At 41.2% G+C, this 14,207-nt stretch carries 11 protein-coding genes; all 11 read right to left on the bottom strand.

From position 1 onward, the window contains the following. Window positions 1-140 precede the first annotated feature (140 nt). The 11 genes from NSTC745_RS30825 to NSTC745_RS30775 all read right to left on the bottom strand — a co-directional run bounded on the left by NSTC745_RS30825 (window position 141) and on the right by NSTC745_RS30775 (window position 13,977). Window positions 141-1,229, bottom strand: a complete 1,089-nt coding sequence (locus NSTC745_RS30825) for a sulfonate ABC transporter substrate-binding protein (RefSeq protein ID WP_445634401.1) — start codon at window positions 1,227-1,229, stop codon at window positions 141-143. 100 nt (window positions 1,230-1,329) lie between these two features. Beyond that, window positions 1,330-2,523, bottom strand: a complete 1,194-nt coding sequence (locus NSTC745_RS30820; protein WP_445634400.1) for an aliphatic sulfonate ABC transporter substrate-binding protein — start codon at window positions 2,521-2,523, stop codon at window positions 1,330-1,332. Window positions 2,524-2,916: 393 nt separating this feature from the next. After that, window positions 2,917-3,780 carry a TauD/TfdA dioxygenase family protein gene (locus tag NSTC745_RS30815; RefSeq protein ID WP_445634399.1) on the bottom strand — a complete coding sequence of 288 codons (864 nt, stop codon included), beginning with the start codon at window positions 3,778-3,780 and terminating at the stop codon, window positions 2,917-2,919. Window positions 3,781-3,884: 104 nt separating this feature from the next. Next, entirely contained in the window at window positions 3,885-4,994 is a 1,110-nt protein-coding gene (locus NSTC745_RS30810) for an aliphatic sulfonate ABC transporter substrate-binding protein (RefSeq protein WP_445634398.1), read from the bottom strand. A gap of 363 nt (window positions 4,995-5,357) precedes the next feature. Then, window positions 5,358-6,179: a class I SAM-dependent methyltransferase gene (locus NSTC745_RS30805; RefSeq protein ID WP_445634397.1), complete on the bottom strand. Its 822-nt coding sequence runs from the start codon at window positions 6,177-6,179 to the stop codon at window positions 5,358-5,360. 75 nt (window positions 6,180-6,254) lie between these two features. Next, window positions 6,255-7,436, bottom strand: coding sequence for an acyl-CoA dehydrogenase family protein (locus NSTC745_RS30800; protein ID WP_445634396.1), 1,182 nt, complete (start codon window positions 7,434-7,436; stop codon window positions 6,255-6,257). 282 nt (window positions 7,437-7,718) lie between these two features. Beyond that, on the bottom strand, window positions 7,719-9,197 hold the full coding sequence (locus tag NSTC745_RS30795; RefSeq protein WP_445634395.1) for an amidohydrolase family protein: 1,479 nt from the start codon (window positions 9,195-9,197) through the stop codon (window positions 7,719-7,721). A 116-nt stretch (window positions 9,198-9,313) separates the two neighbouring features. Further along, window positions 9,314-10,795, bottom strand: a complete 1,482-nt coding sequence (locus tag NSTC745_RS30790; RefSeq protein WP_445634394.1) for an amidohydrolase family protein — start codon at window positions 10,793-10,795, stop codon at window positions 9,314-9,316. 146 nt (window positions 10,796-10,941) lie between these two features. Beyond that, window positions 10,942-11,994 carry an ABC transporter substrate-binding protein gene (locus NSTC745_RS30785; protein WP_445634393.1) on the bottom strand — a complete coding sequence of 351 codons (1,053 nt, stop codon included), beginning with the start codon at window positions 11,992-11,994 and terminating at the stop codon, window positions 10,942-10,944. Between the two features lie 19 nt (window positions 11,995-12,013). After that, window positions 12,014-12,343, bottom strand: coding sequence for a 4Fe-4S binding protein (locus NSTC745_RS30780; protein WP_445634392.1), 330 nt, complete (start codon window positions 12,341-12,343; stop codon window positions 12,014-12,016). Further along, a complete protein-coding gene (locus NSTC745_RS30775; RefSeq protein ID WP_445634391.1) occupies window positions 12,340-13,977 on the bottom strand; it encodes an FAD-dependent oxidoreductase in 1,638 nt (545 codons plus the stop codon). Before NSTC745_RS30775 ends, NSTC745_RS30780 begins: the two co-directional genes overlap by 4 nt. Between the last annotated feature and the right edge of the window lie 230 nt (window positions 13,978-14,207).

The following is a 14,207-nucleotide window of genomic DNA, read 5'->3' as shown; positions in this document are numbered from 1 at the left end:
AATGCACTTAATATTGCTTAAACGAAATAGAAGATACGCAAGCAAAGAAATATGTTAAGAATTATTTAGTGCAAGTTGACAAAGAATTGGTAAGTAGGGAATTTGAGTTTTTGAGCCAGGATACTTTAGCCAGTAGTCCTCTATTTCTCACTAATTAGCGTTGGTGGAGTAATCGCTGCATATTCTTTAGGTGTAAGCAATGCTTCCTGAACATCAATCTTTTTAGGCAGAATTTTCTCGGTATAAAACAAATCTGCAACGTTTTGTTGAGCTTTCATCAATTCTGGGGTAATTCCTTTAAGGCGATAATTAGCGCGTTCGGAAATTACTTCTTGAATAGGTAGATCGATTTTGAGTACAGGTGCTATTAGCTTAGCAACTTCTTTACGATTTGCTTCTGCCCATTGACCATTTTTGTCAATTTCTTCTAAGATGACGCGAACTAATTCTGGATTGTCTCTAGCAAACTCGCGTGTTCCTACATAATATCCACCTGGAGTACCAATATTTGTAGCATCTCGCAACACACGCGCACCGTGGAGTTTTTCCACTAAAGCTAAATGAGGATCGCCTGTTACCCAAACAGGAATAGTCCCCTGAATAAATGCACCACGGGCTTCTACATTGGGCATACTTAAGACTTGAATATCACTATATTTTAAGCCTACTTCTTTCAAGGCTTGAATAATAAAATAGTGAGAAGCTGAACCTTTTTGAAAGACTACTTTTTGACCTTTAATTTCAGCTAAAGTTTTAATTGGAGAATTTTTGGGAACAACGATCGCACTTCCTTTACCTGAAGTTGGAGTAATGCGTCTACCAGCCAAATAGACTATTCTCGCACCGGCAGCTTGAGCAAATATAGGAGGAGTTTCCCCAACCGAACCAACATCAATTTTGCCAACATTCATCGCTTCCATAAGTTGCGGCCCTTGGGCAAATTGCGCCCACTCGACTTTTACGCCCAAGGGTTCCAAACGTTTTTCTAAGACTCCTCTGACTCGAACTAAATCACCGGAGCTTTGATACCCCATTCGCAACACTTTTGTTTTAAAACTAACGGTTTTTGTTGCTGCTGTATCTGCTTTTGGTTCGTTAGCAGTATTTGTATTATTGCTGTTTGGAGTGCAACTTATTAAGGTACTAGATAAAGCCAAAAAACCAGGCATTACAAATAATGCTAGTTTTCTAATTATTGTTGCTTTTGTTCTTACAGTATTGCTAAACATTTTTACACCTTTGGATAATCTGACCTCTAATTACTTTGTAATTAGATTTTCAATAATTGAATTTCCCTTAAATAATTCTTTCAAAGTAATTTTTACTTTGTTAATTAGCCTTGACTGATTCTGGTGTAAAAGCAGCATATTCTCCTGGAGTTAATACACCGTCTCTAACATTAACTTTTTTGGGTAAAAGTCCTTGAGCATACCACAAATCAGCAATTTGTTGTTGCTTATTAACAACTTCTTCAGTAATTGGTATCAGCCCATACGCTGATTTGGCTTGAATTTGTTTTAAGGTAGGGATATCAATACCAACGTCAGGAGAAAGAAGCTCTGCCAATTTATCGGGGTTTTTCTGAGACCATTCATCTGCTTTTAAAAGTTCTTCCAAGAAAATTTTTAAAACTTCAGGATGTTCTTTGGCAAATTTACGCGACGTAGAATAAAAACCTCCGAGATTCTGGAGTCCTTGCCCATCTCTTAAGACACGGCCAATATTTTTTTGTACAGCTCTTGTAATGTAGGGTTCCCAAGTTATCCAAACATCAAGTCCACCCTGGCTAAAAGCGACATTTGCATCTGGAGGCGGTAGAAAAACAGATTTCACATCAGTGAGTTTTAGCCCCTCTTTTTGTAATGCTTTTAGTAAAACATAATGGGCAATAGAGGCTTTTTGAAAAGAAACTTTTTTACCTTTAAAATCAGCAACAGTTTTAATGGGAGAATTTGCTGGTACAAGAAAAGAGACTCCCTTACCGTTAAAGGCTGTACTAGCTACGTAAACAAGAGGTGTACCTGCCGCTTGTGCAAATATAGGAGGTGATTCAGCAGTGGCCGCAATGTCAAGAGAACCAGCATTTAACGCTTCTAAAGCTTGCGGCCCAGCAGCAAACTCCAGCCACTTAACGGTGAAATTCTGTGCAGCTAAACTTTTTTCTAAAGTCCCCAGTTTTCTCATAACTGCAAGAGAACCGAGCTTAGAATAAACAACTCGTACTTCTTGCTTTTCTGTAGTATTAGAAACTGATTGGTTTGTGATTTGTTTACTAATAGAAGATGCTTGGTTCTGAGTACCTTGATTTTCGTTACTGCAACCTACTATGCCGATCGGTATTGCGAAATAACAAGCAGTTATTAGTAAAGATACATAATAATTTCGGTTAATTTTAGATTTGGCTTTAAAATCTAAGATATTTAGATTTTGTTTAGAGATTGGCTTGATATTTGCAGTTTTAGATTGTGAAGAGCTATTAGTAAATGACTGAAAGTATAGTAAATCAGAAAAAACTTTAATCACATTTTGTCCTTTGATTATTAATAGTCTAAAATGTTATTTCAAGTTTAAATATTATCTAGTTTTGTATTTTAATAAAGTGTTTTTCAACACTAATTACTACGAGAAAATATAAGATACTTTCATACATACTATAAAATAATATTGATTATAAATGACAAAATTTAAAAAATAAAATTTGATATTTGCTATACTTTAAACAGGACATACTTTTCAAAATTTAAATTTTGAAAAATTATTCATTAACACGATATACAAATAGTAATAGCGAAAAACTTTAGATTGATACTAAATATTTAGCATCATTAAAATGCCACGGTGACTATTGATGATTCTCAGCAATATTTAAATTTTCGAGAGACGCAAACAACTGCGTCTCTACTTCAATTACCTAAACTAAAAAGGACGGCTACCTGCAAGGCTAACTCGTTTTAACACCCGCCGTTCATTGGGATCGAATGCTTGACGGTAGTGTAAAGTAGCTTGATTATCCCAATAGACTATATCACCTACAGACCATTTGTGTTGATAGTAGAATTGGGGCTGATTTAGATGTTGACGCAACTGTTCGATTAGTTTAGATCCTTCTTCAGGTTCTAAGCCTACAATTTCTACTTCAGTAGCAATATCTAAGTAAAGATGCTTCTTACCACTTTCAGGATGTGTCCGTACTAGAGGGTGAGGGAAGACTGGACTGACTAATGGGATATTTTTGTCCCAACGATACAAGGGACGGGGTGCATTGCGATTTTGTAAAAACGGATTATAGGTAATTAATTGTAAATTAGCAATCCGTTTTTTGGTAGCTTCATCCAAAGCTTCATAAGCCAAATTGGTATTTAACCAATAAGTATTTCCACCTTGAGAAGGTACTTCTATAGCATAAAGAAGCGAACCGCTAGATGGAGTAGGAGTCCATTTGTGATCGGAATGAAAACTTAATTCTCCAGTACCAGTATAGCCACCATCGACATTAGAAATTAAAATCACTACAGGAATTTCTCCAGGTTTAGAAGCTAGTACTGGAGTTTCATGAGACGGTACAAAAAGTGCGCCAAAGTATAGAGAAAAATTCAACAATTGTTCGTCAGAAATTTGTTGATTTTTAAAGATGAGGATATGGCGATCGCGCAAAGCTTCCTTAAGTTGTAATATGACTTCAGGTGCAATAGGTTGACTCGCATCCAAACCAGTAACTTCCGCTCCTAATGGAGCATTAATAGGAGCGATTTTTACTTCTGTTAAAGTTGCAGTAGGCATAATATTCTCCTCTGTTTTAGTATTTTATTGGTCAGAATACCAGTTTGAAAAATTCATTCACAGTAGTCTTTCCAAAAAAGAGATTCTCAATCCAAAATCGATGCCTACTTATTAGCTAAAACCTCAGCAGGAGTGATTTTGGCGTACTCTTCAGGCGTCAAAAAACCAACTTTTACATCCACCTTCTTTGGTATAAGTCCGAGACTGTACCATTTGTCTGCAACCTCTTGTTGCTTGGTAATAGTTTTGTCAATAATTGGTAGCACCCCATAGCTATACTTACTATGCATAATTTCTAGGGTAGGTGGGTCTAATTGAGTTACAGGAGCAAGTAATTGTGCTACTTCTTTCGGATGTTCCTTAGTCCAGATTTCTGCTTTTTCTAGTTCTTCTAGAAATACTTTAATTACATCAGGATGTGCCTCATAAAACTGACGTGAAGTTGAGTAAAAGTTGCCAGTATCCCGTAACTCACCTCCATCTACCAAAACACGGCCTACTTTGTTTTGCACATTTCTGGTAACGAATGGCTCCCAAATAAACCAAGCATCTACTTTTCCTTGACTAAAAGCCACATTAGCATCTGGTGGTGGGAGAAAAACTGATTGGACATCGCTTAGTTTCAGTCCTCCTTTTTCTAATGCTTTGACTAATAAGTAGTGTCCTATAGAAGCTTTTTGGAAAGCTATTTTTTTACCTTTCAAGTCAGCGACACTTTTAATTGGAGAGTTTACCGGAACTAAAAGTGAAACTGCTTTTCCACTGGGGTATGTAGTAGCTAAATAAACAAGAGGCGCTCCTGCTGCTTGCGAAAATACAGGAGGTGATTCCGCTGTTGATGCAATATCAAGTCCGTTTGCATTTATAGCTTCTAGCTGTTGCGGCCCAGCTGCAAACTCAGGCCACTGAACCTTAAAACCTAGAGATTCTAATCGTTTATCTAAATTTCCCTGCTTTTCTAATACAGCTAAACCGGTGAGTTGTTTTGACCGGACAATTCGTACTACTTGCTTTTCTGTAGTGTTAGATGAAGCAGTGTTAGATGAGGCTGCTGAATCAGGAGAAGCAGGAGATTGCTGAGCGTTATTTTTGGCTTCACTGCAACTGGATAAGGTCGTCGATAATACTAAGCAGTAGCCTAGAGCAAATAATAAAGAACGACGTGTTATTTTGTGACTTTTACTAAAATCAAACTTTTGTTTTATAGCTGGCATGGGTTGTTTTATTGATTGTTGTATTAGGTAGTTACAAAATTATGATCGATCGCGAACTTAAAAAGCAAAAAAAAATTATTTATTAATTTTTGGCAACTAAAATTAATTCAAATATAGGAATTAGAGTGGGCTTATGCCCACTCTATAACGACTTGAGGAACTTGAGTTTAACAGTTAGGAAACGGAAAATTAGAAAATGGAGTGAGAAGAACCCACTCCAGGGTTGTGCTAGTCGAAAGTTGAAAATTGTAGCAGAATTCAGGATTCAGAATTCACAATAAACCTTGATAATTTGGTTTTGAAATTGAGGTTATGTATGCCGCAATCAAAAGTTTTGGAATTTTAATTTTCAAAGTAGTAGTCTTATTTCTTCCAAACGACTAAGATTGTAGCTTTGAGTTCTTCTGTAAAATGCCCAGAGGGTTCAACTTGTAGCAATGCTTCTTTGAGGTCTGCTTCAAATGCTGGAGCATTATCACCATAGAAAATTTTCAGAGAAAAAGCTGTTGTATATAAGTAGCCAAGATAGCTATCGACAGTCCAAGATTTCTCAAATGGCACTTGATACACTTCCTGACGAGCAAAAGCTGAGTTGGCAATAACAACTTCATGGGGAGGATCGACTGGCTTACGAGTACCTTCTCCTCGCAGTCCAGTGCGTCGGCGATCGCCTAACCATTTCTTCACGACTCCAAGAGCAGCTTGTTTCCAAGGTAGAGAACTCTCCCAAGGATTATCACCAGTATTCAGCAGTGCTATTGCACCATCATCAGCAAGCAATTCATAAAGGCGCTCAAGCACTAATTCACGTTCCATCCAGTGGAAAGCTCGGCCAATAGTGGCTAATTTAAATGTTCCTAAACTAGGGTCGATGAATTCTGCTCCTTGTTGCAGCCAAGTAATATTATTTGCTTCGACTGCTGCTGCTTGGCGTTTAGCTTCTGCAAGCATATCGGGATCGGGATCGATCGCCACAATTTCTTCAAATCTCGTCCGCAAACCAATTGCAATCAATCCCGGCCCGGTACCTAAATCTAGCAATCGTCCTTGACCATTGAGATTAAATATTTCCGCTAATTTGTCGAATACAACAGCCGGATATTTCGTTCTATATTGAGCGTAGCCTTCAGCAGCTCCCTCAAACAAGGTCGGGTCATAGGTGGGAAGTGTTTTAACTTGAGTCATATCGATTTTAGATTTTAGATTTTGTAGAGACGCGATTCATCGCGTCTTTGTAGGGTAGATAAAGAGACAAATATCCTAAGAATATTGCGTAATCACAGGTAACTGGTCGTTAAGTACCCAATCGCCTATAGTTCGTAATTTATAATCCACAGGATCGTGGAGGGTAAAGGTTCGCAAATCCCGCCAGTAACGGTCAAATCCATATTTGGTTGCGGTGGCACGAGTTCCCGTAACTTCAAAGATGCGATTGGTAACATCTATACCTACACGGGTAGCTAACGCTTTGGCTGCGGAAACTGCGATCGCTACTTCTCCTCTTTCTTGATGAGTGAGGGCTATATCCTTGTCCCAAGCTGCTTGCACCTTTTCGGCTGCTGAATCAGCCAGAGCGATCGCACCTTGAATTTCAACCCAAAAATCACCGTAATTATGCAGAATATATGGGTCTTGAGTAGCACTATCTACTCCTGATGTAATCCAAGGACGAGTATTAGTTTTGGTGTACTCACGAGCAGCAGCAAAAGCTCCTTTGGTAATTCCTAGATAAACGTTAGTTTTTGTTAGCTGGGCAATAATACCAAGAAAAGTTGAAAAGGCATTATCAGCTGGTTCTGGCGGCCCTAATATTTCATCTTTTTCTACTAGAACACTATTAAATGTATAACTACTACTATCAGTCCGACGTTGCCCAATATTCTCCCAATCTTGATTGGAAACTAAGCCTTCTCTATCTTTAGGAATTATAAATATAAAGGGTAATTCTACACCATCTTGCAAAGCCGAGAATACCCGATAATCTGCAACAGCAATACCTGTGCCAAAGCTTTTAACACCATTAACCCGAAAATTTTCCCCCTCTGGGCTAATTTTAAGCCTAGTATCCCGCGTATTAATTGCATTTGCCCAAAACAAGTTATTTTTAGCAGTTTCAGTATAATATTTTTCCTTTTGGGCTGGTGTGCCAGAAACATGACCCAAAGCTGTCAAATTCAAATGATTACCATATAACTGACCAATTGAACCATCAGCTTTTGATAGTTTTCTCACAATTTTTAAGGCATCAATCCATGTTGCACCAATTCCACCATATTGCTTAGGCACAATCAATGGTAACAATCCAGTTTCGCGCAGCCTATTAATTTCCTCTTCTGGAACTCCCGCTTCGGCATCTCTTTCAACTGCCGATTGGGCAAGTTCTTGAGATAAAGAAGCTGCTACATCAATGTAATCCTTTGGTTTTGTAATATCTAGCACCATAAAAAATCATCCTTTTTATAATTCGTAACTAAAGTAAATACAGAAGAATGTTTATTAATATGCAGTTTCCTATTAGTTATATTTTCCCAATTTGCTATATAGAATTTAGGAGAAATGTAGAGTGAGCAAAACTCACCCTACGACTAAACAGAGGAAATGGAACATGGAACACTTTAAAGAAGGGCATGGGGTATTGGGCATTGGGCATTGGGCACAAGGTAGCAATTTTTCTCCCTTGTCTCCCTATCTCCCCATCTCCCCATCTCCCCATCTCCCTACTCCCTACTTCTTAGCCAAAAACTCATCTGCGGCTTTCTCAACACCTGTACCCTTGAAGAAATCACGATTGAGGCTGGTGTACAACTCCAATGGGTGGATTGATAGGAAGTAGCGGAGGTCTTCTTCGGTAATGATTTCCTGTTCTACCATTGAGTAAGCGTTGGCAGTGACAGTGGTAATATCAGGCACATCCCAATGACCCGAATCAGAACCCAAGAAGGCTTTAACTCTATCGCCAAATGGATTAGCTGCACAATTAAAGGCTTGGGCAACACGGGTATCATCTGATTCTGTACCGAAGTAGAAATGATTCAAAAAGCGATCGCGAACATCCTCTGGCTTTTCAATTCCCGCCAGTTCAAATTCATCGAGTTCGCCTGGATCTTCTGGGGCTAATAGTTGATGGTGGAATCCCAGTCCATCACCAATTCGATCTAGGCGTCCATCCACAAGTTCGCCACCGTAGCGAGCGTACAACTCTACTAGTGCTTCCTTATCTATAATTGCAGGATTGTTATCTGACAACAAATGTTGTTTGTTGCGGGTTTCCCAATGCCAAATAATATCTGCATATAGACTAGCACCCCAATTAGAACCACCTTCTAAGAAGGCAAATCTTAAGGTGGGGAAGCGACGAGTTACACCACCAAAGAATAGAGATTTGCACAATGCTTCTGCTGCGAAAGCAAAGTGATTAATGTGATTGTACTGGGCATTGGTCACAGATCGCTGAGTCGTCCAACCCTGACTCGAAGCATGGGTTGTGGGTACAACTTTCAATTCTACGCACTTCTCCCAGAATGGATCGTAATCATACTGGCTATCTAAACCAAAGTTATCAATCCAAACCACTTCGTTAGCCACTTCTGGGCCGTACTTCTCAAAAGCGGGAATCGGACGACGCACATAACCGGGGATTTGAATTGCTTTGAGTCCCAACACATTAACTGCATATTCCAACTCTTCAATTCCCTCTTCGGGAGTGTGCATTGGAATGGCAGCGATCGGTGTTAGCTTATCAGAATATGGGCGGAAAATGTCAGCATGGTAAGTGTTAACTGCCCGACAAACAGCACGCCGCATTTCTTCGTTACCGATATTTGGCGCCATAGTTGCCAAATTGGGGTATACCACAGCAAAATCTGTACCAGCCTCTTGCAGGCGTTCGTGCAGCAACTTAGGCAAGCTAATGGTAGCCAAATTCAAAGTATCTTTAGTCGGACGACCCCACCAATTAGGACGATTAGTCCGATAAGCAAAACGTTCTTCCCAAGTTTGCTTGTACCACTTAAAGCGGGAAGACCCTGGTAAATTTTCTTTGAAACGTTCAACAAGTTTAGTTCCGCCAACTTGCTCCAAATAATCTAAGACTGCTGGCTCAAATTCCTGGGTATGCACATCAGTATCGATGATGGGATAACCCAACTGTTCGCGAATCTGAGCAGATCTGGTTTTTTTCGGACGTTCAAGAGCGATCGTCATGATAGTTTTCCGTAGTTATTCAAATGTTGACCGAGGAGTTAGGAGTGAGGAATTAAGAGTTATGAGTTATGAGTTATGAGTTCTTCTCTTTTTTGTCTCCCCATCTCCCCATCTCCCTAATCCCTAGAAACCAAAAATTCATCTGCGGCTTTTTCTACAGCCGTACCTTTAAAGAAGTCACGATTCAGGCTGGTGTACAACTCCAAAGGATGGATTGACAGGAAATATTGCAAATCTTCTTCGCTGATAATTTTACGTTCCACCATCGAATAGGTGTTAGCAGCGATCGCAGTAATATCAGGTACATCCCAGTGCCCAGAATCGGAACCCAAGAAGGCTTTTACTCTGTCGCCATAAGGATTAGCTTTGCGGTTAAATGCTTGAGCTACACGGGTATCATCTGATTCTGTGCCGAAGTAGAAATGATTCAAGAAGCGATCGCGAATATCTTCTGGCTTACTAACTCCTGCTAAGGCGAATTCATCTAAATCGCCTGGTTCTAATGGGGCTACTAAGTCGGCGTGGAAACCTAGACCACTACCTAATCGATCCAAACGACCATGTACTAATTCACCACCATAACGAGTGTAGTACTCTAGCAGTTCTTCCCGATTGATATTGCCAGGATTGTTATTTTCCACCAAATGGTCTTTATTCCGGGTGTACCAATGCCAAATCAAATCTGTGTATAAGCTAGCACCCCAAGCCGCGCCTCCTTCTAAGAAGGCAAACTTCAGTGTGGGGAAGCGGTGAGTTACACCACCAAAGAATAGAGATTTACACAGCGCTTCTCCAGCCGCAGCAAAGTGACCGATATGGTTGTATTGGTAATTGCTAATGGAACGCCGATTTATCCATCCCATACCAGAAGAGTGGGTGGTGGGTACTACTTTGAGTTCTACACACTTCGCCCAGAATGGATCGTAGTCATACTTGCTATCCAAGCCAAAGGTATCAATCCAAATAGCTTCGTTTGCTACTTCTTCGCCATACTTCTCGAAGGCAGGGATCGGACGGCGGATATGTCCGGGAATTTGAATTGCTTTGAGTCCCAGCACATTTACTGCATATTCCAACTCTGCGATCGCTTCTTCGGGCGTATTCATCGGAATAGCAGCAATTGGCGTTAGGCGATCGCTATAAGGACGGAAAATATCAGCGTGGTAAGTATTAACTGCACGGCAAACAGCCAGCCGCATCTCTTCATTACCGATGTGTGGCGCCATTGTTGCCAAGTTGGGGTACACAACTGCAAAGTCTGTACCTGCTTCTTGCAACCGCTCGTGTAACAACTTCGGTAAACTAATGGTGGCTAAATTTAAAGCATTCTTAGTGGGACGAGTCCAAAAAGGAGGACGTGCAGTCCGATAATTGCGGCGTTCTTCCCAAGTTTGCTTAAACCATTTAGAGCGAGATGCACCAGGTAAGTGTTCTTTGAAACGTTCGGCGATCGCACTTCCAGCAACTTGCTCTAAATAATCCAAGAATGCCGGCGGAAATTCTTGGGTATGCACATCAGTATCAATGATTGGATAACCCAATTTTTCCCGAATCTGAGCAGACTTGGTTTTTTTTGGACGTTCTAAGGCAATAGTCATGATAATTTACCCTAAATTATTCAATCTGTGGGCATTGGGCATAGAGGTTAAGAGTTAGGAGTTAAGAGTTAGGAGTTTGGAGTTAAGAATTATTATTCCCCTGCTCCCCTGCTCCCCATCTCCCCATCTCCCCATCTCCCCACTCCCTATTTCGCTTCCCAGTCTTTTAATTGAAAGTCGGACTTTGCTAAACCTTGCGAAACTAAAAACTTTTTAGTACCTTCTAAAAGTTTTACTCCTTCAGGTGGTAAAGGTTCTTCTGATATTTGTTTAAGTGGATAGGATGTTTTGATGATATCGACGGGATACTTAGTAATTTCAGCGTGGTACTGATAATATTCTTCGGAATTAGCTTTTAAATCTTTCGCTGCTTCTGTCAGAATTGTATTAAACTTCTCTGGAAAGTCAGGTTGTTTCGCTAGAAATTTTTCGGTTGCTACTATTAACGAAGTTCCTGATAAACCTTGATGATTAGCTGAAGAATCAATGATTGGAAATCCTTGGGATTTTAGATAAGGCCCCATATCACTTGAAGTTGCATAAGCGGCAACATCACCACGTTCTAATGCTCCTTTTGCTTCAGTTGTCATCAAGTGAACGACTTTTACATCTTTAGCAATTTTAGTTTCAGCTAATAGGCCCAGTAGGTATCGATGCATATAAGAACCTTTCTGGGTAGCTATTTTTTGCCCTTTAAGTTCAGCAAGCGATCGCGGCCCATTCTTTTTCGCTACTAGCCAAGCGGTTGTATTAAATTGGGTAATCCGCAATAGCCGAGTTTGTTCCCCTCTAGCTCTCAAAACTATCGCTGGTGTATCTCCTAAAGAACCAACATCTAATTGACCTGCAACAAGGGCTTCATTGAGATCCGGCCCGTTAGGAAATCGGGCAAAAGTAACATTTGAAAACCCCGCTTTTTTGAATTCGCGTTCTAATATTCCCTTTTTTTTAGCCCAACCAAGCGGCCCTGTTGGTTGAGCGCTACCTACATAACCTATACGCAAGGTAGATACATTATTAGATGCAGCAACAGAACTACTACTATTGGCATTAATAGCCTCAATCGATTGAGCCGATTCACTTTTTCCTTGGCTACATGCTGTAGTTAGTAACAGTAATAGACAAGCGACTGAAGTTGAAAATTTGAAACTCAATTTATTTTGACTGACAGAACCTATTGCTAACATGAACGACAGCATGACTATTTTCTCCGCTGTACTATTTCATCTGCTTGAGAATTTGGAATGTTTCATCGCTTTTTGCTGTTGATGTGCGTTTATATCCCCAACCAACGTTTTCACGGTAACTACCCAGTAAACCGACTTCTACCAATTCTGCTTCATTGACTGAAGTCTGCATGTCACTTTGGGGTGCTACATAAAGGGCGTCAACTGGACAATACAATTCGCACATATAACAGGTTTGACAGTCACTTTGTCGAGCGATAGTTGGCGGTGCATCAGGTACGCGGTCAAACACGTTGGTCGGACAAACGTTTACGCAGATATTACATTTTATGCACCGCGATTCGCTGACCAACTCAATCACACTGCTGCTCCTATTTGAAATTTTGGATTTTCTGCTTTTGGTGTAGTATTTAGCGGCTGAGTCTTCACCCAGACTCGATCCAATCCACCACTAACTAGGTAATGTTGTTGATTGGGATCTTGTTCGGGATAGTCTAAATGTTTGTGCATACCACGGGTTTCTTTACGTTCAATGGCACTGCTATACATCCATCGTGCTGTGGCTACCATCGCAGCCGCTTCTCTGGCCCGAATCAGTTCTTGATTTGATGTTACCTGGCTACTGCGGATTTCTTGCCAGAGGTAATTTAGTCTTGCTAAAGATTCAGTTAGGCCTTGTTCTGTACGGAATAAATTCTTTTCGTAGGGGAATACTTCACCTTGGACTGCTTGAATCACTTCATCAGTTGCGAATTGTTGGGAGCGATCGCTTTGACTATTCAATGCTACTTCTCCAACACCCTTGAGGTGAGGTTGTGCTTTCTGTTCTTTTAAACTATGGACGTATTCAGCAGCCGATTTACCTGACCAATAACCAGAAGATATTGCCCAAGCTGCATTGTGACTACCACCGCCAGTGAATCCGCCGCAAATCAACTCCCGTGTGGCTGCATCTCCAGCAGCATAAAGTCCCCGCACGGAAGTTGCACAGCTATCATCGACAATCCGAATTCCTCCTGTACCGCGTACAGTTCCCTCTAGGCGCAAGGTAACGGGAAAACGTTGGGTAAATGGATCGATACCTGCACGGTCAAAGGGTAAAAAGAAGTTAGGCTGCGCCAAACGCATGGATGGGCGCATAGATTCGGTTGCTTTATCTAAAATGGCGTAAACTGGCTGTTCCAGTAATGTCTTGGCTATTACCGAACGTCCTCTTTGAGAACCAGCACCAGGGATCGCGGTGCCATCTTCGTAGGTGAAGGTTGCCCAATTGTAAAAGAGGGTTTTGGTAACTGAAGAAAAAGCTGGGGAGATGCCATAAGCGTTGGAGAACTCCATACCCGACATCTCGGCACCTGCTTCAGCAGCCATTAAATAACCATCCCCTGTCAGGACGTTGCATCCCAACGCTTTACTCAGAAACGCACAGCCACCAGTGGCAATAATTGTGGCACGCGATCGCACCATCCATCTCCCACCAGTCTGACGGTTCGCGCCCGTAGCACCCCCAACAGCACCGTCTTCATCTACCAATAGTTCTAAGGCGGGGCTGTGGTCTAAAATCTTGACTCCGGCCCGTTGAATTTGCCGCCGCATCAACCGCATGTATTCGGGGCCTTGGAGCGATCGCCGATAGGGTTTGCCTTCATCGTCGGTGGGAAAGGGATAACCCCACTCTGCTAGCTGATTGACGTTGACATAAGTCTGATTCAGTACCCGATCCATCCAATTGCGATCGGATAAAAACCCACCCAACGATTCCCGACTTGCCTTGGCTGTTTCCCGCGCATCTGGGTCGGGTGGCACATACCACACCCCATTCCCAGACGCAGCAGCACATCCAGTCGTCCCACAATACCCTTTGTCTACGAGGACGACTCTAGCTCCACTTGACGCAGCACTCCAAGCTGCCCAAGTTCCAGCAGGGCCGCCCCCAATTACTAGGACATCTGCTTGCAGATCGAGTTCAAAATCGGTTGTTAACGTCTTCAGCATCTAAAATATTTCCCCTATCCATCGAGTCTTGAGCATCAAATCTTCACCCTATCGATGCCGCACGCACTTCAGAAATCTTTTTGCCTACTTAGTTGAGGGTTTTCTACTACCCTTGATTTATGGCTCCTTTATTTCAGGTTGCCAGTAGATTAAGTTTTATTAAACTACTCCTACTTGAGCGATTAACCGTAGTTTATGACATAAGAAAGCTTTTCACAATTTTTGAGAAA

The sequence above is a fragment of the Nostoc sp. DSM 114161 genome (assembly GCF_052692665.1).
The sequence above is the reverse complement of the archived record's forward strand: the minus strand, read 5'-3'. Positions and strand labels throughout refer to the sequence as shown.

Coding starts and splice junctions, on each gene's coding strand:
- NSTC745_RS30795 (WP_445634395.1), bottom strand. CDS start 9,197: ATGACGATCGCTCTTGAACGTCCGAAAAAAACCAGATCTGCTCAGATT.
- NSTC745_RS30785 (WP_445634393.1), bottom strand. CDS start 11,994: ATGCTGTCGTTCATGTTAGCAATAGGTTCTGTCAGTCAAAATAAATTG.
- NSTC745_RS30810 (WP_445634398.1), bottom strand. CDS start 4,994: ATGCCAGCTATAAAACAAAAGTTTGATTTTAGTAAAAGTCACAAAATA.
- NSTC745_RS30775 (WP_445634391.1), bottom strand. CDS start 13,977: ATGCTGAAGACGTTAACAACCGATTTTGAACTCGATCTGCAAGCAGAT.
- NSTC745_RS30815 (WP_445634399.1), bottom strand. CDS start 3,780: ATGCCTACTGCAACTTTAACAGAAGTAAAAATCGCTCCTATTAATGCT.
- NSTC745_RS30800 (WP_445634396.1), bottom strand. CDS start 7,436: ATGGTGCTAGATATTACAAAACCAAAGGATTACATTGATGTAGCAGCT.
- NSTC745_RS30805 (WP_445634397.1), bottom strand. CDS start 6,179: ATGACTCAAGTTAAAACACTTCCCACCTATGACCCGACCTTGTTTGAG.
- NSTC745_RS30825 (WP_445634401.1), bottom strand. CDS start 1,229: ATGTTTAGCAATACTGTAAGAACAAAAGCAACAATAATTAGAAAACTA.
- NSTC745_RS30790 (WP_445634394.1), bottom strand. CDS start 10,795: ATGACTATTGCCTTAGAACGTCCAAAAAAAACCAAGTCTGCTCAGATT.